At 75.4% G+C, this 21551-nt stretch carries 8 protein-coding genes; 5 read left to right on the plus strand and 3 right to left on the minus strand.

What is annotated here, in order from left to right:
• Positions 1-24: 24 nt before the first annotated feature.
• Together ABZY13_RS08450 and ABZY13_RS08455 are read right to left on the minus strand one after the other, a co-directional pair.
• Positions 25-3837 (minus strand): beta-ketoacyl synthase N-terminal-like domain-containing protein, encoded by a 3813-nt coding sequence (locus ABZY13_RS08450; RefSeq protein WP_356628106.1) that lies wholly within the window; start codon positions 3835-3837, stop codon positions 25-27.
• Positions 3830-12565, minus strand: coding sequence for an amino acid adenylation domain-containing protein (locus ABZY13_RS08455; protein WP_356628107.1), 8736 nt, complete (start codon positions 12563-12565; stop codon positions 3830-3832). The genes ABZY13_RS08450 and ABZY13_RS08455 overlap by 8 nt, the downstream gene beginning before the upstream one ends.
• A gap of 430 nt (positions 12566-12995) precedes the next feature.
• Here ABZY13_RS08455 and ABZY13_RS08460 point away from each other — a divergent pair, with 430 nt between their 5' ends.
• Both ABZY13_RS08460 and ABZY13_RS08465 read left to right on the plus strand, forming a co-directional pair.
• Entirely contained in the window at positions 12996-14342 is a 1347-nt protein-coding gene (locus ABZY13_RS08460) for a protein kinase (RefSeq protein ID WP_356628108.1), read from the plus strand.
• Between the two features lie 62 nt (positions 14343-14404).
• The gene (locus ABZY13_RS08465; RefSeq protein WP_356628109.1) at positions 14405-14923 is read left to right on the plus strand and encodes an RNA polymerase sigma factor; all 519 of its coding nucleotides are present in this window, start codon (positions 14405-14407) and stop codon (positions 14921-14923) included.
• 162 nt (positions 14924-15085) lie between these two features.
• Here the strand turns inward: ABZY13_RS08465 and ABZY13_RS08470 are convergent, their stop codons facing one another.
• The gene (locus ABZY13_RS08470; protein ID WP_356628110.1) at positions 15086-15814 is read right to left on the minus strand and encodes a PAS domain-containing protein; all 729 of its coding nucleotides are present in this window, start codon (positions 15812-15814) and stop codon (positions 15086-15088) included.
• A 559-nt stretch (positions 15815-16373) separates the two neighbouring features.
• Here ABZY13_RS08470 and ABZY13_RS08475 point away from each other — a divergent pair.
• The 3 genes from ABZY13_RS08475 to ABZY13_RS08485 all read left to right on the plus strand — a co-directional run bounded on the left by ABZY13_RS08475 (position 16374) and on the right by ABZY13_RS08485 (position 21543).
• Positions 16374-17645 carry a helix-turn-helix domain-containing protein gene (locus ABZY13_RS08475; protein ID WP_356628111.1) on the plus strand — a complete coding sequence of 424 codons (1272 nt, stop codon included), beginning with the start codon at positions 16374-16376 and terminating at the stop codon, positions 17643-17645.
• Between the two features lie 308 nt (positions 17646-17953).
• A complete protein-coding gene (locus tag ABZY13_RS08480) occupies positions 17954-18778 on the plus strand; it encodes an FAD binding domain-containing protein (protein ID WP_356628112.1) in 825 nt (274 codons plus the stop codon).
• 2 nt (positions 18779-18780) lie between these two features.
• Positions 18781-21543: a molybdopterin cofactor-binding domain-containing protein gene (locus ABZY13_RS08485; RefSeq protein WP_356628113.1), complete on the plus strand. Its 2763-nt coding sequence runs from the start codon at positions 18781-18783 to the stop codon at positions 21541-21543.
• Positions 21544-21551: the final 8 nt, after the last annotated feature.

A 21551-nucleotide genomic window follows, 5' to 3' on the forward strand; every position in this document is an offset into this window, starting at 1 on the left:
GGCGAGGGGGTGGGGGTCGGGCGGTCAGTCGGACGCCGGGCACAGCGCCTTGGCGACCGCGGCGCCGATCAGGGCGATGGGCTCGGGTTCGGTCATCTCGTAGTGACCGCACGGCACGCGGTGCTCGTGCAGGGTCCCGGCGACGTGGGGCCGCCAGCCCGCGGCCTTGTCGGGCAGGACGGCGAGGTCGCCGGGGAAGCCGGCGGACTCCTCCCGGGCTGCGCTGAAGAACAGCACGTCCCCGTCAAAGACGCCGGGCGCGAACTGGGGCGCGATGCGCAGGTTGTTGCGCATGACGACGGCGATGGCCTCGGCCTCGGCGCGGGTGACGGGCGAACTCGCCGGATCGGCGGCCAGGGCGGCGTCGATCCGGTCCAGGACGGCCGCGACGCGCGGCGCCTCGGCCGCTCCCGGCTCGACGGGCAGGCCGGCCACCCTCGCCAGCAGGGACGCCACCTGGCGTTCGGCGGCCTCGGTGTCGTGGGCGGCGCCGTGCGGCTGGGGCGCGTCCAGCATCGCCAGCAGTTCCACCCGCTCGCCCCGCCGCTGAAGGGCGCAGGCCATGGCGTGCGCCACGAAGCCGCCGTAGGACCAGCCCAGCAGGCGGTAGGGGCCGTGCGGTTGCACCTCGCGGACGAGGTCGACGTAGGAGGCGACCATGGACGCCGCGTCCGGCGCGGGCGGCGCGGCGCCGTCGAGGCCGGCGGCCTGGATGCCGTAGACCGGCTGGTCGCCGCCGAGGTGGGGCAGCAGTCCCGTGTAGCGCCAGGAGACGCCCGCGCCGGGGTGGACGCAGAACAGGGGCGCGGCGGCGCCTTCGGCCCGCAGCGGCAGGAGGGGCGCGAGGGCGTTCCCGCCGCCGCCCTGGTCGCGCGTCGCGGAGTCGTCGGCGGCCGTGAGCAGTCCGGCCACGGTGGGCGCGGCCAGCAGGGCGGCGGCGGGCACGTCGAGCACGCCGGCCTGGCCGAGCCGGCCCGCCAGCAGGACGGCGCGCATCGAGTCGCCGCCCAGGTCGAAGAAGTTGTCGTGGACGCCGATGCCGCCGATGCCGAGGGTCTCCTCCCACAGCCGGGCCACGGCCTGTTCGCGCTCGGTGCGCGGGGGCACGTGCTCGGTGGTCAGGCGGGGCCGCGGGCCGAGGCGCGGCCCGGGTTCCGCCGCCGTCCCGGCGTCCGGCGTGCCGGGGTCCGTGCGGGCGCCGGGGGCGTCGATCCAGTGGCGGTGCCGTTCGAAGGCGTAGGGAGGCAGCGGGGCGCGCCGGGGCGCGCCCGGCACCTCGGGGAGCGCCCGGTCCACGCCCGCGCTCCACAGCCGGCCGAGCGCCTCGGCGAGGACGAACCCGTCGTCGGCGTCGGCCTTGGCGTGCCGCATGGTGGTCACCGTCACCGGCGTGTCCTGTGCGAGCTGCGCCGCCGCGAGCTTGGTGAGGGTGTCGCCCGGTCCGATCTCCACCAGGACGGGGCGGTGCTCCCACAGGGCGGTGACGCCGTCGGCGAACCGCACGGTGCCGCGGGTGTGGTCGATCCAGTGCCGCACCGAGGTCGCCTGTGCGTCGGTGATCCAGGTGCCGGTGACGTTGGTGACGAACGGGATCCGCGGCGGGCGCAGGGTGACGCCGCGCAGGTGCTTCCCGTACGTGTCCAGCACCGGGTCCAGGACGTGGGAGTGCGCCGCGGCGGGGATGCGCAGCCGGCGGAACGGCAGTCCTCGGCGGGCGAGTTCGGCCTCGAAGCGGGTGACGGCGTCGTCGTGTCCGGCGACGGTGCAGGCGGCGGGTCCGTTCACGGCGGCCAGGGACAGGTCGTCGCCGAGCAGGGGCAGCACGTCCTCGGCGGGCGCCGCCACCCCGACGGTGGCCCCGCCCGCGGAGCCGATGAGCCGGAGGCGTTCGGTGACCAGGGGCAGCATCTCGTCGAGGTCGAACACGCCGGCCAGGCAGGCGGCCGTGTACTCGCCGAGCGAGTGGCCGATGAGGGCGTCCGGGCGGACGCCGGCCTCCATGAGGGTGCGGGCGAGGGCGTACTCGGTGACGACCAGGCCGAGGAACGTGCTCGTGGTGTCGGCCCGGTCGCGGCCGAACAGGGCGTCGCGCAGGTCGGCGCCGAGGACGGGGCGCAGGATGCGCGCGCAGGCGTCGACGCAGTCGCGGTAGACGTCGTGCGTGCGGTGCAGTTCGGCGCCCATGCCGGGGTACTGGGTGCCGCCGCCCGGCAGCAGGAACGCCACGCGTACGGGTTCGTCCGGCACGGGCGGCGTCGTGGGCACGGCGTCGCGCAGCGCGGAGAGGGCCTCCTCGCGGGAGGCGGCGGTCACGGCCAGGCGGTGGCGCAGCCGGGGCCGGTCGGTGCGCAGGGAGTGCGCGACGTCGTCCAGGCGCAGGTCCGGCCGCCTTTCGAGGTGGCGGGCGAGGGCGTCGGCCTGGCCGCGCAGGGCGCCGGCGGTGCGCGCGGACAGGGGCAGCACCAGGCGGCCGTGCGCCGGTTCCCGGGGCGGGGCGGGCGGGGCGGGCGGCGCCTCCTCCAGGATGACGTGGGCGTTGGTGCCGCCGATGCCGAAGGCGCTGACCGCGGCGCGCCGGGGGTGTCCGTCCGCCGGCCAGTCCTCCAGGGTGGTGGGCACGCGGAAGGGCCCGGCGGCGAAGTCGATGTGCGGGTTGGGCCGGTCGAAGTGCAGGCTCGGGGGGATCTGCCGGTGTTCCAGGGCGAGGACGGCCTTGATGAGTCCGGCGATGCCGGCGGCCGCCCCGAGGTGGCCGATGTTGGTCTTCACCGAGCCGAGGGCGCAGTAGCCGCGGCGTCGGGTGGACTGCCGGAAGGCCTCGGTGAGTGCTGCCACCTCGATCGGGTCGCCGAGGAGGGTGGCGGTGCCGTGCGCCTCGACCAGGCCGATGGTGCCGGCGTCGGTCATCGCCTGGGCCTGTGCCGCGAGGACGACCTCGGTCTGGCCGGCGGCGCTGGGCGCGCTGAAGCCGACCTTGCGGCGTCCGTCGTTGTTGACGGCGCTGCCCCGGACGACGGCGCGGATGCGGTCGCCGTCGGCGAGGGCGTCCTCCAGTCGCTTGAGGACGACGGCGCCGACGCCGTCGCCGGAGGAGGTGCCGGCCGCGTCCTCGGCGAACGCGCGGCAGTGTCCGTCCGGCGAGAAGGGCCCGCCGGGCACGTAGCGGTAGCCGAGCAGCGCCGAGGGGTTGAGGGAGACGGCGGCGGCGAGGGCGGTGTCGCAGCGGTGGTCGAGCAGGTCCTGGCAGGCGGTGTGCACGGCGACGAGCGCGGTGGAGCAGGCCGTCTGCAGGGAGACGCTCGGCCCGGTCAGCCCGAGTTCGTAGGAGACGCGGGTGGCGAGCGTGCCGAGCGAGTTGGCGGTGGCCGCGTGGACGAGTTCCACCGAGCCGGGCCGCCCGGCGTAGCGGGGGTGGACGTGGGCCGGGTAGTAGCGGCTGTCGCCGCTGCCGGCGTACACGCCGAACGTGCCGGTCTCGGTGTCGGAGCCGAGGCAGCCGGCGTCCTCCAGGGCGTGGTACGCCGTCTCCAGCAGCAGCCGCTGCTGGGGGTCGACGACGGCCGCCTCGGCGGGGCTGTAGCCGAAGAACCCGGAGTCGAAGCGGTCGATCCCCTCGACGACGGACACCATGCGGACCAGCGCGGGGTCGTCGAGGTCGCGCTCGGATCCGCCGGCGGCGAGGAACTCCTCGTCGGTGACGGGCCGCACCGACTCCCGTCCGGCGGCCAGGTTGTCCCAGAAGGCGTCCAGGTCGTCCGCGCCGGGGAAGCGGCCCGCCATGCCGATCACGGCGACGGCCGGCGGCTGCTCGTCGTACGGTTCGGTGGTCTCATGCATGGCCTCGGTCCTTCCCGTGCCGTGCGGAGCGGCGGGCGCGGGCCGCGCGCTGCCGCTGGGCTCGTTCCTTGGCGAGGTCCAGGCCGCTCGGCCCGGTACCGTCGGTCTGCGGCGGCGCCTGCGGGTCCGCCGTCGGCGGGGCGCCGGTGGTCGCGGGGGCCTGCGGTCCGGTCGGGGTCGACAGGTGGCGGGCCAGGGCGCGCACCGTGGGGTGGGCGAAGAGGTCGACGACCGTCAGCTCGCAGCCGAAGGCCCGGTTGACGGCGCTCTGGGCGGAGACCAGGAGCAGCGAGTTGCCGCCCAGGTCGAAGAAGTTCTCGTCCGGGCCGACCCGGTCGCGGCCCAGCACCTCGCGCCACAGGCCGGCGAGTCTGCTCTCCAGCTCCCGCAGCCGCTCCCCCGTCCGGTCGGCGGACGCGGCGGCCTGTCCGGTGCCGCCGGCCGCGCGCAGCACCCAGTGGTCGCCCTCCGCGGCCTCGGCGGCGGCCCGGTACAGCGCGCCGAGGTCGGCGCCGTCCTCCAGGGCGACGCGGCCGGCGAGCCGGCGCACCTGCCGGGCCGGTTCGAGGGCGTGGCTGCGCACCCAGGCCGCACTGCGGTCGGCGCCGATCAGCAGGTGGGGTTCGTCCAGGGTGCGGGCCAGGTCGAAGGAGCGCAGCGCGGCGCTGGTGTCCAGGACGCGGTAGCCGCGGGCCTCGGTGAGCGCGGTGAGCCGGTAGCCGCTGCTCATGCCGTGCTCGCGCCACATGCTCCAGGCCAGGCTCTGCGCGGGCAGGCCGAGGGCGCGGCGGTGCAGGGCGAGGGCGTCGAGGTAGGCGTTGGCGGCGGCGTAGGCGGTGTTCAGGGCGCCGCCGAACCAGCCGTTCACCGAGGAGAAGGTGACGAAGGAGGCGACCGGGTGGTCGGCGGCGACATTGTGCAGGGTCCAGGCGCCGCGCACCTTGGCGTCCAGGGCCTCGCGCCAGGCGTCGGGGCCGAGTTCGCCGACGGGGCGTTCGACGAGGGCCCCGGCCAGGTGCAGGACGGACACCAGGGGCGCGCCCCAGTGCTCGGCGGCGGCGCGGACGGCTTCGCGGACCTGCCGCTCGTCGGTCACGTCGGCGCAGGCGTACCGGACCTCGCCCAGCTCGCGCAGCCGCCGGTGGGTCTCGGCGCGGGCGGCGGCGGTCCCTGCGGCGTCGGGCCGGGTGCCCGGTGCGGGCAGGGGCGTGCGGCCGAGGACGAGGAGCCGGGCGCCGGGGGTGCGCAGCAGGTGGGCGGCGACTTCGGCGCCCACGCCGCCCAGTCCCCCGCTGACGAGGTGGAAGCCGTCGGCTGCGGGCGGGCCCGTGCGGGTCGCGGGCTCGGGCAGCGGGGCCAGCCTGCGGACCAGGCGCCGGCCGCGGCGGTGGGCGACCTCGGTGTCGGCGGGGACGCCGGCCGCCTCGGCCAGCAGCAGCGGCACGGGGTCCGCGTCGTCGTGCGGGTCGAGGTCGAGGTGGACGCAGCGCAGGCCGCCGAGCTCCTCCCGCAGCGACTTCAGTACGGCGCCGGCCATGGCGTGGGCCGGACTGGGGCGGTCGTCGGCGTCGACGGCCTGGGCCCCCGCGGTCACGTACAGCAGGTCCGCGGGGCGCGGTCCGCCGGGCCGGGCCGCGAGGGACCGGGCGAGCGCGAGCAGGGACACGGCCGCGGTGTCGGCGTGCGCCGGGTCGGCGGTGTGGGGGGTGTGCAGGGCGCCGAGGTGCACGATGGCGTCGACCGGCCGGCCGTCGGCTTCGAGGGCCCGCAGCAGCGCCGTGTGGTCGTCCTCGTCGGCGGGCCTCACCCGGTGGTGGGCGGCGTCGAGGCGGGTGTACGACGGTCCGTCGGTGACCTGCGTGCACAGCCCGCCGTCGGCCCGGAGCGCCCGTGCGAGGCGCCCGGCGAGGTCGTGGGCGCGGGGGTCGCCGCCCGCGAGGACGAGGGTGTGCCGGCCGGCCGCCGCCGGGCGCGGGCGGTGGCGTTCGGCCCGCTGCCACACCGGGCGCAGGAACCAGTCGGGCAGGGTGGCGGCCGTCCCGAGCAGCAACTGGGCCTCGCGGACCGCGTCGTCGAAGGCGCCCGCCTCGAAGCTCTTGCGCAGTCCGGTCCGCTGGATCTTGCCGATCTCGGTCTTGGGGATGGCGTCGGCGGGGACCGGCACGAGGAAGGCGGGGCTCACGCCGATCTCCCGGGTCACCTTGCCGGAGATTTCGCGCAGGGCGGTGGCGGGGTCGTGCCCGGGGGCGAGGTGGACGAACAGGGCGAGTTCGTCGGTGGTCGCCGACGGGTCGGAGCGCACCGCGCAGGCGGCGGTGAAACTCCTTACCGCGTACGGCAGTTCCTCGACGCAGGCCTCGATCTCGTGGCTGTAGTGGTTGACGCCGTTGACGATGATGACGTCCTTGGCGCGGCCGGTGATGTACAGCTCGCCGTCGCGCAGGAAGGCCAGGTCGCCGGTGTCGAACCAGCCGTCGTCGGTGAACGCCTCGGCGTTGGCGGCCGGGTTGTCGTGGTAACCGCCGGTCACGGAGGTGCCGCGGACCTGGAACCGGCCGACGTCGCCCTCGGTGAGCAGGGTGCCGCGTTCGTCGACGATCCGCATGGCGAAGCCGGGGTAGGGCAGGCCGCAGCTGACGAACGTCTCGTCGGCGCCGGTCGGTTCGGCGGGCAGCACGGCGTCGGTGACGACGGAACAGGTCTCCGACATGCCCCAGCCGGGGTGCATCACGTCCTGCGGCAGTCCGAACGGCTTCAGCGTGTGCAGGAACCGCCGGGCCGCCGCGGCCACCACGACCTCGCCGGCGTTCATCACCAGCCGCATCGGCGTCAGGTCCCACTGCCGGTCGCGGAAGCGGTCGGCGTGCTCGGCTAGGAGTCCGAAGGCGAAGTTGGGCGCCCAGGTGACGGTGACCCGGTGCCGGTGGGCGAGGTCCATCCAGCGCGGCGGGTCCTGGAGGATCCAGGAGGTCGGCGCGTGGATCTGCCGGCAGCCGAGGTAGACGTCGCGCAGGTGGAACATCACCACGCCGGTGACGTGGTCGAGGGGGATCCAGTTCAGGGAGACGTCCCGCTCGCCGAGCCCGTTCATGGCCGCGGTGGCGGCGGACCGGGTCAGCACGTTGCGGTGGGTCAGCCGGACGGCCTTGGGCAGGCCGGTGCTGCCGGACGTCATCAGCATCAGGAGGAGGTCGTCGGGCCGGGCGGCGTGCCAGCCGCGGTCCTCGGGCGCATCCCGCAGCGCGTCGGCCGTCGTCAGCCGCAGCCCGGGCCAGTCCTGACGGCCGGCCAGGTCGCGCAGGCCGGCCTCCAGGGCCGGGGAGCACACCATCCAGGGGCGGCCGAGCATCCGCCAGATGCCCTCCAGCTTGGTGAGGGCGGCGGAGGGGGTGTCGTAGGAGGCGGGGACGGTCAGCGGGACGGCGACGAAACCGCCGAGGACGCAGCCCCACAGGACGGCGAGGAAGTCCTCGGTGGCGTCGCACTGGAGGATCACCGGGTCGCCGGGGCGCAGCCCGGCGCGACGCAGCCCGGCGAGCACCCGGGAGGCCTCCGTGAGCAGGGACGCGTAGCTGCGCCGTGTCTCGGCGCCGTCGGCGTGCACGTGCACGATGTCGCCGTGACCGTGTTCGGCGGCGCGTACGAGGGCCTGCGCCCAGCCGGGGACGGTCGGTTCGGCCAGTTCCGGTCCCTCGCTGAGCGCCGGGACGGTTCCGGACGCCGTGCGCGGGCCATCGGCGGGCGCCGGCGGGGCGGCGCGGCGCGCGGGGCCGGCGTGCCGGCGGGGCAGCTCTTCCGGGGCGTCCTCCACGGCGGCTTCGGCGGTCCGGACGCCGGGGACGCGGGACAGGTGCCGGCGCCAGGACTCGGCGGCGGTGCGGTCGAGCGGGGGCAGGGCGTGCAGTGCGGCCGTGTCGAGCGCGCCGTCGACGGTGCGGGGCAGGCCGTTGACCGCCGTGAGACGGACCTCGCCGTGGCCGGCCTCGGCGAGGATGTGTTCGACGCGCTCGGCGGCCTCCGCGCGGCCCGGCACCACGAACAGCCGCGGCGGGGTGCCGTCGGGCCCGGGCAGCGCGACCGCGTCGCGGATTCCGGGCACGGCCAGGGCCGCGTCCGTCACTGCGGCGGCGTCGGCCTCGCGGGGTGCGGCCGGGGTGCGCGGCGGCGGTGCCGGAAGGTCGCCGATCCTGCGGTCCGGGTCCGCGCACACCGCGCGCAGCAGCTCCGCCAGGGCGCGCGCCAGTCGTCCCGCGGTGGAGGCGTTGTACAGGTCCGTGGCGTACTCGAGGTGCAGGTCGAGTCCGCCGGGCGCGCCGTCCGGGCCGTGCCGTTCGAGGACGTCGACGAACAGGTCGAACTTGGCGGTGCCGGTGGCGCTGGGCCGCAGCGGCGTCTCCCGGTCGTCCAGGCGCAGGACGGCGGGTTCGTTGTTCTGCAGGGCCAGCATGACCTGGAACAGCGGGTGCCGGCCGGGGCGGCGGGGCGGGTTCAGCTCGTCCACCAGCCGGTCGAAGGGCAGGTCCTGGTGGTCGAGCGCCGCCAGGACCCGCGGGCGCAGCCGGGCGAGCAGGTCCCGGAACGCGGGGTCGCCGGAGGTGTCGGCGCGCAGCACGAGGGTGTTGGCGAGCAGGCCGATCAGGTCGTCCAGGGCGGGTTCGGAGCGACCCGCCACGGGAGTGCCGACGACGATGTCCTCGCCCGCTCCGCACCGGCTGAGCAGGGCGCTCACGGCGGCGTGCAGCACCATGAACAGACTGGCGCCCTCGCGTTCGGCCAGGTGCAGCAGGTCGCGGTGGAGTGCGGCGTCCAGGGTCTCGGCGACGTGGGCCCCGTCGCCGCGCGGGGAGGCGGGGCGGGGGCGGTCGCCGGGGACCGTGCACTCCTCGGGCAGTGCGGCGAGAGCCTCGCGCCAGTGGGCGGTCAGCCGCTCCAGCCGTCCCGTGCCGTCGGGGCCGGGGGCGAGCAGGGCGCGCTGCCACAGGGCGTGGTCGGCGTACTGCACCGGCAGCGGGTCGAAGGCGGGGGCGCGGCCCGCGCGGCGGGCGGCGTAGGCGGCGGTCAGGTCGTCGGCGAGGGGGCGCAGCGACCAGCCGTCGGCGGCGCTGTGGTGCAGCACCAGCAGCAGGGTCCGCTCCTTGCCCGTCCCGAACAGCCAGGCCGCCAGGGGGCTTTCGCCGGTCAGGTCGAAGCGGTGCCGACCGGCCGCGGTGACGTGGGCGGCGATCTCGTCCGCCGGGCAGTCCACCCGGCGCAGCCGCGGGCGCAGCTCACCGGGCGGCAGGATCCGCTGGTGGGGGACGCCGTCCCGCTCGGCGAACACGGTGCGCAGGCTCTCGTGCCGCTCGGCGACGTCGCCGAGCGCCGCGTCCAGCGCGTCGGCGTCCACGGCGGGGCCGAGCGGCACGACGAGCGGGATGTTGTAGGTGGCCGCCGCGTCGTCGAGCCGGTGCAGGAACCACATGCGTTCCTGGGCGTAGGACAGCGGGAGGCGTTCGGGGCGTTCGGCCTCCCCGAGCACCGGGCGGTCGTGGGCGGTCCCGGACAGGTCGGCGAGCCGCCGGGCGAGGCCCGCCGGCGTCGGGCCGTCGAACAGGGCGGTGATGGGCACCTCGGCTCCGGTCCTGTGCCGCAGCCGGGCCAGCAGGCGGGTGGCGAGCAGGGAGTCGCCGCCGAGGTCGAAGAAGCCGGCGTCGGCGCCGACGGTGTCGCGCGGCAGCCGCAGGACGTCCTCGAACAGGGCGCACAACAGCGCCTCTTGCGGGGTGCGCGGGCGGGCGCCGGACGCGGTCGCGGTGAAGTCGGGTGCGGGCAGGGCGTCCGTGTCGAGCTTGCCGTTGGCGGTCAGCGGGAGCGCGTCGACGGCGACGCAGGCCGCGGGGACCATGTGGTCGGGCAGGTGGGCGGCGGCGTGGGCGCGCAGTTCCGCCGGGGCGGGCGGCTCCTGCCCGGCGGGCACCGTGTAGGCGACGAGGTGCCGGGCGCCGTTGTCGGCGCGGCGTACGACGACCGCGGCGCGGGCCACGCGCGGGTGGGCGGCGAGGACGGTCTCGATCTCGCCGGGCTCGATGCGGAAGCCGCGCAGCTGGACCTGCTGGTCGGCGCGGCCGAGGTACTCCAGGGCGCCGTCGGCGCGGCGGCGGGCCAGGTCGCCGGAGCGGTACATCCGGCCGCCGGCCGGCCCGAAGGGGTCGTCGAGGAACCGTTCGGCGGTCAGTTCGGGCCGGCCGAGGTACCCGGCGGCCACGCCCGCGCCGGCGACGTACATCTCGCCCACCGCGCCGGGCGGCACGGGTCGGCCCTCGGGGTCGAGGAGGTGCACCCGCAGGTCCGCCAGCGGCCTGCCGATGAGGTTCGCGCGGCGGGGGTCGGTCAGGTCGGCCTCGGTGAGGCGGTGGTGGGTGACGTGCACGGTGGTCTCGGTGATGCCGTACATGTTCACCAGCGCCGGGCTGTCCAGTCCGTGCCGGTCGGCCCAGGGCCGCAGGCGCTCGGGGCGCAGGGCCTCGCCGCCGAAGACGACGTGGCGCAGGGTGCGCGCCGGGTCCGGGCCGCCGTCGGCAGCCCCGTCGGCGTCGGCGTCGATGAGCTGTTCGAAGGCGGACGGCGTCTGGTTGAGCACGGTGACGCCCTCGCGGTGCAGCAGCCGCAGGAAGTCGCGGGGCGAGCGGCTGACGGCGTGGGGGACGACGACGAGGCGGCCCCCGTGCAGCAGGGCGCCCCAGATCTCCCACACCGAGAAGTCGAAGGCGTAGGAGTGGAACAGCGTCCATACGTCGTCGGGGCCGAAGTCGAAGTGCTCGGCGGCCGCGGCGAAGAGGCGGACGACGTTGGCGTGCGGGACGGGCACGCCCTTGGGGCGGCCGGTGGAGCCGGAGGTGTGGATGATGTACGCGATGTCCGACGGGCTCCCGGGAGCCTGCCGGCCGGCGTCGGTCGGTGCCTCGGCCGGGCGGGCGGCGAGGTCCGCCTCCACGGCGGGATCGTCCAGGACGACGGCGGGGACGGCGCCGGTGAGGCGTGGCGCGAGGCCGGTCTCGGTGACGAGGAGAACGGGGGCGGTGTCGTCCATGACCAGCCGCAGGCGTTCCGCCGGGTGGCCGGGGTCCAGGGGGAGGTAGGCGGCACCCGTCTTGAGGACGGCCAGCAGGGCGGGCAGCAGCCGCGGGCCCCGGTGCAGGGCCAGCGCCACCACCCGGCCGGGGCCCGCGCCGCGCTCGGCCAGCAGCCGGGCCAGGCGGTTGGCCCGGGCGTCGAGTTCCGCGTAGGTGAGCCGTTCGCCGTCGCTGGTGACCGCGACGCTCTCCGGGCGGGCGCGGACCTGCCGCTCGAACAGGTCGGTGAGGGTGGCGGTGACGGGGAAGTCCCGCACGGGTGCGTCGCGCGGGTGCTCGCCGGGCAGCAACAGGTCCAGGTCTCCCACGGGGGTGGTCGGCGCGGCCTGCGCCAGTCGGCGCAGGAGCAGCAGGAACCGGTCGCGGTGCAGGGCGAGTTCGTCCTCGTCGTACAGGGCGGGGTTGGCGTCGAAGGCCAGCCACAGCCCGTCGGGCCGGGTCCCGGGCCGCACCGTGATCTGGAGGTCGTCGACGGCGCCGCCGGAGAGGTGGTGCCAGGTGGCCGGGTGGCCGCCGAAGTCGAGGGCCTCGGTGAACGGCACGATGTTCAGCACCGGACCGTGGAGCCGGCGGCCGGTGCCGAGCACGTTGAGGTCGCGGCGGATGAACTCGCCCCGGTACTGCTGGTGCCGCCGCAGCTGCACGAGTTCGCCGGCGACCGCCCGGACCAGGTCGGCGACCGCGGTGCCGGGGCCGGCGGCCACCCGCAGCGGCAGGATGTCCGAGGCGGTGCCCGGGGTGCGCAGGGCGGCGCTGCCCAGCCGGCTCATCGTGGCCATGCCCAGCACCAGGTCCTCGGCGCCGGTCATGCGGTGCAGGTAGGCGGCGACGGCGGCGGTGAGCAGGTCGGTGCGGGTGACGCCGAGCCGGGCGGCCGCGTCCGACAGGGCCTGCGCGTCGGCGCCGTCCAGTTCGGCGGTGCGGCGCAGGAAGGGGGCCACGGGGGCGGCTGTGCGGCGCGTGAGCCGCGCGGGCTCCGGCAGGCCGGCGAGTCGCCGGGACCAGTACGCGCGGTCCCGGGCGCAGCGTTCGGAGGCGAGGTAGGCCGCCTCCTCGGCCTGGAGGCGGCCCACGGGCGCGAAGACGGCGGGGGCGGGCTCGCGGCCCTCGGCGAGCGCGTTGTAGGTGTCGGCCAGGCGGCGGCCGAGGAGCTTGTAGCTGTAGCCGTCGAGGAGGATGTGATGGGCCCTCAGCAGCCACAGGCGCCGGTCGGGGGCGAGGGTGATCAGGGTGTGCGAGAACAGCGGCCCCTTGTCGAGGTCCACCGGCGTCGCCAGTTCCGCGCGGACCCGTTCCCAGGCGGCGCCCTCGGGGTCGTCGGCGTCGCTGACGTCGATCGGGTGCAGCGTCCAGTCGTCCGGGTCGGCGGCCCGCCGGCAGCGGGGGCCGTCATCCGTGTCGAGGAAGCGCAGGGCGAAGGTGTCGGCCTCGCCCACGGTGCGGCGCAGCGCCGTCTCGAACAGGCCGACGTCCAGGGCGCCGTGGATCTCCACCGCTTCGGCGGTGTTGTAGGCGGCGCTGTCGGACGCGAGCCGTCCGGCGTACCAGAGTCCCTCCTGGGCTCCGGACATCGGCTGGTGGTCGTCCTCGCGGAGCGACTCCTCGTGGAGTGACATGGCACAACCCTCACGTGGCAAGTCGTGACGTCCCTGCCCGGACGGCCGGGCGGGCGGGCGGGGGGTGCGGCCTGGGCCCGGAAGCGGGGAAAGGCGGTCGCACGCCGGGAGCGTGGGGCCGGCACGGCCCCGTCGCGGGTCCTGCAAGTGCCCCAAGGGTGCGCCGCCACGAGGAAACGGATCAAGTGCGGACCGGGCCCGGCCCGGGGATTCAGGTGTTTCCCTGAAGAACGAAGGAGTAGGGATAGCCGCGCCCCCGGCGGAATTCAGGGAATTCCCGCAACTTCCCCGCCGCCATGGGCCACGGGTGGATTCCGTCGCCGCCGGCGATGCACTCTCTGACGGCGTCGGGCATTCGAGCCCCCCGCGGTGACGGAACCGTCACCGCCGCGTGCACCCGGAAAGTGATCGAAGCAGAAAGGCTGGCGGCATGCACCGTGCGTTGTGCCCGGTCGAGACGCTGTACGTCGGACAGCGAAGCAGAGCGGTGCTCTCCTGCACCCTGCGTGGACGGATCGACGTGGGGGCGCTGTCCGCGGCGTTCGACGCCGCCACGCAGGCCCATCCGACCCTGCGGTCGCGCATCGCCCCGGACGGCGGCGGCTTCGCGCTGCAGCTCCTGGGCGAGGAGGAGCGGCCGCGTCTGATCACCCGCACCGGAGGCGAGGACGCCTACGCCGCCGAGCTGAACACCCCGCTTCCGGTCGGCGGCCCGCTCAGCCGCGCGGTCCTGGTGAGCGCGCCGGAGGGCGACAGCCATCTGTTCGTCATGGTCGTGGACCACACGGTCACCGACGGGCACAGCAGCATCGCTCTGCTCAACGCCGTCTGGGACCACTACCGGACCCTGGTCGAGGGCGGCGCGGACCCGCGGGAGGCGGCCGGGACCGGCCCGGCCGCGTCCGTCGGCGAGGACTGGCCGCGGCCGGTCAGCGAGTTGCTGCCCGGCACCGATCCGGCGGCCACGGCCGCCCACCTGGAGCGGCGCATCGAGGAGACACGGCGCCACCCCGTCCAGCTCGTGCCCTACGACGTCACGCGCCCGGCCGCCGACGACGCCGGACCGGGCTCGGCGCCGGCCGCCGACGGCCGTATCGAGGCGTGCCGGCTGACCCTGGACGAGGAGCGCACCGCCCGGCTGCGGCGTACCGCACGCGCGGCGGGCCTGTCCGTGCACTCCCTCGTCGCCGCCGCGCTCCTCACGACGGCACGGCGCCGCCTGGAGGGCGACGGCCCCCGCACGCTCGGCTGTCTGTCCCCCGTGGACCTGCGGTCCCGGCTGTCGCCGCCGCTGCCGGCCGCGGTCATGGTCCCGGCGGTCACCACCCATCTGCAGACCGTCGAGGTGGCCGGCGACACCGATCCGATGGAGCTGGCGCGTACGGTCCACACCCGGCTGCGCGACTCCATCGACCGCGGGGAGCAGTACCACGAGATGCGGATCACGCCGGAGATCCCCCGCAATCCGGCGCTCCAGCTGGCCACCGTGATCGCCACGAACATGGGCGTCCAGCCCGGCCCCCGGACGCCGGCCGGGCTGGACGTCACCGACGTCCGGCTGGTGCCCGCGCGTGAGAACTACTTCCCGCAGGCGGGCCGCAGTCCCGTCATGGCGTGCGTCGTCGCCTTCGAAGGACGGCTCGCCGTCGAGTTCCCCCACTTCACCGGCTGCTTCAGCCCGTCCTTCATGCACGCCTTCCGCGACGACGTCCTGGCCGGTCTCCTCGCGTTCGCGGACGCCGCCGAGGCATCTCCCGCACTCGCGGACGCCCGCTGAGGACGGCCGCCCCGGCCCACCGCGCCCGACCGCACCGGCTGCCACAAGGAGCACTCCCCCACATGAGCACTGTCAGCCACATGCCCGCCCCCCTCGCCCTGCTGCCCCGGGCCCAGGCGGGGGACGAGCAGGCCATGAACCACCTGCTGACCGGCATCACGCCCTACGTCGCCCGACTGTGCCGGTCCGTCACCCACGACGACGGCGCCGACGCCACCCAGGAGGCACTCCTCGCCATCTACCGCGGCCTGCCCACCCTGCGCGAGCCGAACGCGTTCTACGGCTGGGTGCGTGCGGTGACCCTGCGGGAGGCCGTCCGCACCGTGAAGCGCGCGGCGGACGAGGAGGCCTGCGTGCAGGTCGACTCGGGGCAGGAGGCGAACCCGCTGGACACCGTGCACATCAGCGACGTACTGGACCGGCTCTCCGCCTCCCACCGGCAGGTCCTCACGCTGCGCACGTACGGGCTCAACGAGGAGGAGATGGCGCGGGTCCTGTCGCTGCCGGTGGGGACGGTCCGGTCCCGTCTGCACCGGGCCCGCCGCCGGTTCCGCGAGGCGTGGCTGCCTTCGGCCGCCTGACGCGAGGGCGGCCCCGGGGCGGTCGGACGGAACTGACGGCCGATCACGTTCGCTCGGCGCGTGGCGGTGGCCGGCGACCGCCGAGGGCGACGAGAAGGACGCTCCGGGGCGGCTGCGCGCGGTGCGCAGCCGCCCCGGCGTGAGCCGCGCGACCGGTGCCGGCTACTCGACGAAGTCCGGCAGCACGCGCGGCGGCCACTGTCCCTCGGCGAACATGCCCAGCCCGTGGGCCCGGGCGACGAGCGCCGGACGGTTGGGCGCGTCGAATCTGCGCAACAACCGCCCCACACGGTATTCGACGCCCTGACGGCTCATGTAGAGGCTGCTCGCCAACTGCACCGTCGACGCGCCGCCCGCCACTCCTTCGAGGACACGGGCGTCGAGTTCGCTGAGGGTGTGCCGGCCGTTCGGGTCCGCCGGATCGGGATGGCCGGTGCGGTGCAGGAGGACGACCAGTCCCGCCGGACCGTGCGGGTCGGCGACCGCGGTCACCGTCAGGTGCGCGTGGAAGGTCCGGCCGATGCCGTCCCGGCCGGTCACCCGTTCCGTGAAGGAACTCGCCCGGCCTTCGGTGAGAGCGGTGAACCGGCGCCGCAGGTCCGCGGGCGACCGGGCGAGGAGGAGGTCGCACAGATCACGTCCGTATATCTCGCCCGAACTCAGGCCGAACAGCGCCGCGAATTCCGCCTCCGCGGCAGTGACGGACGTGTCCCGGGCGGATGCGTGGGCCGTGTAGGCGCGGCGGCGCCGACTGCCGGCGAATTCCTGGGCCGATTCCCGGGAACGGGGTGCGCCGGCCGCCTTTTTGGCGTCGGAGGAAGGCGGGACGGGGAGACATGAAAAGGAGGACAGGGATGTGAGGGAGGAAAGGGTGCTGCTCGTGGTGGCCACGGACGTAACGTCCTTCTGTGTGCGTGGGGGGCTGGGATGTGCGGCACGACCGTCGGACAACGTTGTCGAGGCTCTTTTACGCCCCGCAGTTGCACGATCAGGGTTACCAGGAATCACCACTGCGCTCGCGCGAGTCTCCGGAGCGTCCGGTGACTCCTGAGCAGACGGCTGTCGCGACGATCCCCGCGGTCGACCTCCGTAACGTGCCCAACTGGGCGCGAAAGGGCACGGGAACCTCCGGAGACGAGGGGCAAGGTCGCATCTGGCCGGTACTTCGAAGGCTAAGGCCCGCCAACGCCCTTGGCAAGGGTTTGCCTGCGAGGTCCGGCACGGCGTCAACGCCGTTCACCGGCAGGCCACTTGGACGGAACGCGGCGACCTTGCGGGAAACCCCGGATGTCACGCCCGACGAGAACGCCGGCGCGTCTCCGAAAGGTTTCGGGACCGTGACCGCGTTGCCCGCCCTGTCAACGATTCGTAAAATACGAGCGACTTCCGCGCGCTGCCCTCGCCTCGGGCGGAACGACGCGGACTCACGGTGACCTCGGGGGATCGGAGCGTGGGAAAGCTCGAGCAGCCGCACTTCGGACGACGGCTGAGAAGGCTCAGGCGCGAACGGGGGTTGAGTCAGGCGGCGGTCGTCGGCGAGGGCATGTCGACGGGCTACCTGTCACGGCTGGAGTCCGGTGAACGCCGGCCCACCACGCGTGCCGTCGCCTACCTCGCCGAGCGCCTCGGCGTCGAGGTGTCCGCTCTGACCGATCCACTGGGCGACCTTCCCCTCAACCACGCACTCGCCGCGGCGGCGTCGGCGCCGACCGGCGCGAACCGCACCGCCTCCCTGCTCCGGGCGCTGCGGGACGACACGAGCGCCGACCCCGCCGACCGCTGGCACGCGCTGTGGCTGCTCAGCCGCCGCGACAACAGCAACGGCGACTACGAGACGGAGCGCGCCCGGCTGCGCGAACTCGTCGAACTGAGCGACCGATTGGCGGCGCCGGAACTGCGGACGAGGGCGAACGTCCAGTACGCGCACTGCCTGCGGGCCCTCGGCGACCTGCGCACGGCCGAGCCCGCCGCCGAGACCGCATGGGCCATCGCCCGCGAGGAGGAACTGCAGGCGGCCGACGCCATGGCCGCGCTGATGGCGCTGATCGACGTCGAGGCGGAGCTGGGCCGGCTCGACGCGGCCGGCCGGCACGTCCGCGAACTGGAGCGCGACCTCCTCCCCGGGGCCACCGCGCCCCAGGCGGCCGAAGCCCTGTGCACCGCCTCCCGGGTCAGTCACCGCCAAGGGGACCACGTCACCGCACAGGACCGGCTGGAGAGAGCCCTCGGCCTGCTCAACGGCGCGGACGACCCGGGCTTGTGGACCCGGCTGCGCACCTGTGCGACGGCCGCGGCCCTCGCGATGTCGCCACCCCGGCTGGAGGCGGCCCGGCGCTGGCTCGAGGAGGCCGGGAAGGTCATCGAACTGACCGGCACGCCGTCGCAGGTGCACGAGTTGCGGGCGCTGAGCGCCCAGCTCGCCTTCCACGAGGGAAGGCTGGACGACGCCCGGACCCTGTGCCGGGCTTTGCTGTCGGACGAGGACCTGCGGCTGCCGTACCGGCACCGGGCGCGGCTGCTGGTCCTCGAAGGCCGGCTGACCATGCTCGACGGACGTGTCGAGGACGGCGTCGCGCTCCTGGAACGGCTCGGCCGCCAGGCCATGGACGCGATGAACCTGGAGGTCGCGGCCGACGTCCGGCAGTCCCTGACCGCGACGCTGGCCCAGGTGCGCGGCGCGGCGCCGCCCGACACGGTGGGATCCGGTCGCAAGCGTCGGTGACGCGCGAAAGGCGCCGATGCGCGCGGGGCGGCGCAGGGAGGGCGGGGCGGCCGTGGGGAGGCGGAGGCCGTACCGGAGGGACGTCGTAGGGGAAGGGCGTCGTACGGGAGGGACGTCGTACGGGAGGGAACGCACGGCCGCCGCACGCCCGCCGACGCCCGCACGTCACCCGTTCGGTTCCCTTGCCCTCTTCCGCGCGAGGGGAACCTTCCTGTGGCCGGGCGGAATGGACGCGGCAAGGAGCCCGCCGGGCCGGCGGGCTCACCGCCGGCCGGCACCCGCCGTGGCGCGACGAGCGGAGACGGTCCATGGATCTGACAGCTGTGGAGGAGGTCGTCGACGGGCGGCACGCCCTGCCCTGGCGACCGGGGGACGCCTGGCTGGCGGGCGGTACGTCGCTGTTCGCCGAGCCCCGGCCCGGTCTTCGGCGGCTGCGCGATCTGGGTGCCTGCGGGTGGCCGCCCCTGACGGTGACCGGGGACGGGATCGAGGTGGCGGCCACCTGCACCGTCGCCGAGCTGCTCGCGTTCGCCGAGGCCGCGGACGGTCCGTGGTCGGCGGGCCGCTCACTCATCGCCGCCTGCTGCCGGGCGTTCTCGTCCTCCTTCAAGGTGTGGAACGCCGCCACGGTGGGCGGGAACCTGTGCGTGGCCCTGCCCGCCGGTCCCATGGTCTCGCTCGCCGTGGCGCTGCGGGGGGTGTGCCGGACGCAGGGGCTCGACGGACGGGAACGCGAGGTGCCCGCGGCCGACTTCGTGACCGGACCGGGGAGCACCGTTCTGCTGCCCGGCGAACTGCTGCGCTCCCTCGTCCTCCCGGCCGCCGCGCTCGCGGAGGGCGGCACGATGCGCCGGGTGAGCACGCACCCGTGGGGCCGCTCGGTCGCTTTGGTGACCGGCGCCCGCGACCCGGTGGGCGGAGGGGTGACCCTCGCCGTCACGGCCGCCACGACACGCCCGGCGACCGTCTCCTTCACCGGTACGCCGACCGCCTCCGAACTGCGGGCGGGGCTGCGGGCGACGCTGACGCCGGACCTGTTCCTGGAGGACGCCCACGGACGGGCGGACTGGCGCCGGCACCTGACGACGCATCTGGCGGAGGAAATCCGCGGCGCACTGGCGAAGGAGCGGTAGCCGTGTCCTTCCCCTTCTCGTCCTTCTCGTCCTTCTCCCCCTTTCCCTCCTTCTCCGTACGCGTCGACGGCCAGACCGGCCGGCGGCCGCCGAGGCCAGGGCAGTGCCTGCGCACGTATCTGCGGGACATGGGCCGTACAGGGGTCAAGAAGGGGTGCGACACCGGTGACTGCGGCGCGTGCACCGTGCACGTCGACGGCGTGGCCGTGCACAGCTGCCTGTACCCGGCCCACCGGGTCGACGGGTGCGACGTCACGACCGTGGAAGGGCTGGCGGCGGGCGACGGGCCACACCCCGTGCAGGAGGCGTTCGCACGGACGCGGGCTTTCCAGTGCGGCTACTGCACGCCCGGTTTCGTCATGACCGCCGCCGCCCTGACGCCGGACCAGCTCGCCGATCTCCCGCAGGCGCTGAAGGGCAACCTGTGCCGGTGCACCGGCTACCGGCCCATCGGCGACGCGGTACGGGCCGCGCACGTCCGGCAGGAAGCCGTCGCCGCCCCCGCGTCCGACACCGCGGACCGGACCGCGTACGACGTCGTCACCGGCGCCGCGCGGTTCACACTGGACGACCCGGAGCCGTCCGGCCTGCTGCACATCGTGCTGGTGCGCTCCCCGCACCGGCACGCCCGGATCGTGGAGATCGACACCAGGGCCGCGCTGGGCGTGCCCGGCGTCCACGCCGTGCTGACCCACCACGACGCCCCCGGCACCCGCTTCTCGACGGCCCTGCACGAGCGCACCGACGACGACCCCGCCGACACCCGTGTCCTGGACGACGTCGTGCGCCACGTCGGGCAGCGCGTCGCCGCCGTCGTCGCCGAGAGCGCGGCCACCGCACGGCGGGCCGCTCGGCTGGTCCGTGTGACCTACCGCGTGCTGCCGGCCGTCACCGACCCCGACGAGGCCCTCCGGTCGGACGCCGTACGCGTCCACCGGCACGGCAACGTCGCCGCCGAGTTCCACGAAGCCCTCGGCGACCCCGACCGGGGCCTGGCCGAGGCGGACGTCGTCCACGAAGCCGTCTTCCACACCCAGCGGGTGCAGCACTGCGCCATGGAATGCCATGCGAGCCGGGCCTGGACCGGTCCGGACGGCCGCCTCCGCCTGCACTGCGCCACCCAGGCCCCGCACCTGGTGCGCCGCCGTCTGTGCGAGGTCTTCGGACTCGACCCCGGCCGACTCCGCGTGACCACAGGACGCCTCGGCGGCTCCTTCGGACGGGGCCAGGACCTGCAGACCGAGGACATCACACTGCTGGCCGCCCTGCGCACGGGGCGCCCCGTGCAGCTGGAGAACTCCCGCGCCGACGAACTCACCGCCACCACCACCCGCCACCCCTTCCACGTACGGGTCACCCTCGGCGCACGCCGCGACGGCACGCTCACGGCGATGAAGCTGCACGTCGTCGCCGACACCGGCGCGTACGGCGACCACGGTCCCTCCGTCCTCACCGTCGCCTGCACCGAGGCCACCGCTTTGTACCGCTGCCCGAACATCGCCGTGGACGGCTACTGCGTGCACACCCACAACGTTCCCGCGGGCGCCTTCCGCGGCTACGGGGTCGGCCAGCTCGTCTTCGCGGTCGAATCCGCCCTCGACGACCTCGGCCGTCGCCTCGGCCTCGATCCCCTGACGCTGCGCGAGCGCGTCTGTCTGCGTCCCGGCGAGCCGGCGCCCTTTCCCGGCACCGCCGGCCGACACCCGGTCATGGACTCCGGCCTGGGCCGCTGTCTGCGCATCCTCGGCCAGGCGCGGGCCCGCCGTGTGCGCGCCCTCCCCCTGTCCGCCGCCGGGCAGCGCCTCATCGGTGAGGGCATGGCCGTCGCCGCCCAGCACACGGTCCCCGCCGACGGGCACATCGCCCGGGCGGCCGTCGCCCTGCGCGCCGACGGCCACTACGAACTCGACACCGCGCTTCCGGAGTTCGGCAGCGGTACCGGCACGATCCTGCGTCGCATCGCCGCCCGGATCCTCGGGACCACACCGGACCGGGTCCATCCGGGCCGTGCCGACACCGACCTGCTCGACCACCACAGCGGCGGCTTCGGTTCGACGGGCGTCGTCCTCACCGGTCGCGCGGTGACCCTGGCCTGTCGGTCGCTCGCCGAACGCCTCACGGCGCTGGCGGCGGCCCGCACCGCCACCGGCGCCGACGCGTGCCGTCCGGGACCCGAGGCCGTCGACTGCGACGGCTTCCCCGTCCCCCTCGGCGCGCTGTACGACCACGCCCGCTCGGCGGGACCCCCGCTCCGCGCGGAGGCCACCGCCCGCGCGGACGACACCGTCGCGTCACTCGCGTTCAGCGCCCAGTGGTTCCGCGTCGAAGTCGACCGAGTCACCGGCCTGGTCCGGGTCCTCGACAGCGTGCACGTCGCCGACGCCGGCGCGGTGCTGGACCCTGATCAGTGCCGGGGGCAGGTCGAAGGCGCCGTCGCCCAGGGCGTCGGCACCACCCTCCGGGAAATCCTCTCCACCGACTCCGCGGGCCGCTGCCGCACGCCCGACCTGCGTACGTACCTCATCCCCCACTACGGCGAAGTACCGCCGCCCGAGGTGCACTTCGTCCCGCCCGAGGACCCGTCCCGGGCAGCGCCGAAACCGATGAGCGAGCTGCCGTTCACCCCCGTCGCCCCGGCCCTGGCCAACGCCGTGCGCGACGCGACCGGCATCCGCTTCACGTCCCTTCCGCTGCGTCCCGACACGGTGTGGCGAGCACTGGACTCGGCGGATCGGCGAGATCGCATCCGGACGAGCGGAGCCTGAGCGGCACG

Origin of the sequence: Streptomyces sp. NPDC006610, assembly GCF_040611575.1 — a bacterium.
In the GTDB taxonomy this organism is placed as follows: Bacteria; Actinomycetota; Actinomycetes; order Streptomycetales; family Streptomycetaceae; genus Streptomyces.

Excerpts from the sequence above, each read along its gene's own strand:
- ABZY13_RS08450 (WP_356628106.1), bottom strand. The coding sequence starts at position 3,837 with ATGCATGAGACCACCGAACCGTACGACGAGCAGCCGCCGGCCGTCGCC.
- ABZY13_RS08455 (WP_356628107.1), bottom strand. The coding sequence starts at position 12,565 with ATGTCACTCCACGAGGAGTCGCTCCGCGAGGACGACCACCAGCCGATG.
- ABZY13_RS08460 (WP_356628108.1), top strand. The coding sequence starts at position 12,996 with ATGCACCGTGCGTTGTGCCCGGTCGAGACGCTGTACGTCGGACAGCGA.
- ABZY13_RS08465 (WP_356628109.1), top strand. The coding sequence starts at position 14,405 with ATGAGCACTGTCAGCCACATGCCCGCCCCCCTCGCCCTGCTGCCCCGG.
- ABZY13_RS08480 (WP_356628112.1), top strand. The coding sequence starts at position 17,954 with ATGGATCTGACAGCTGTGGAGGAGGTCGTCGACGGGCGGCACGCCCTG.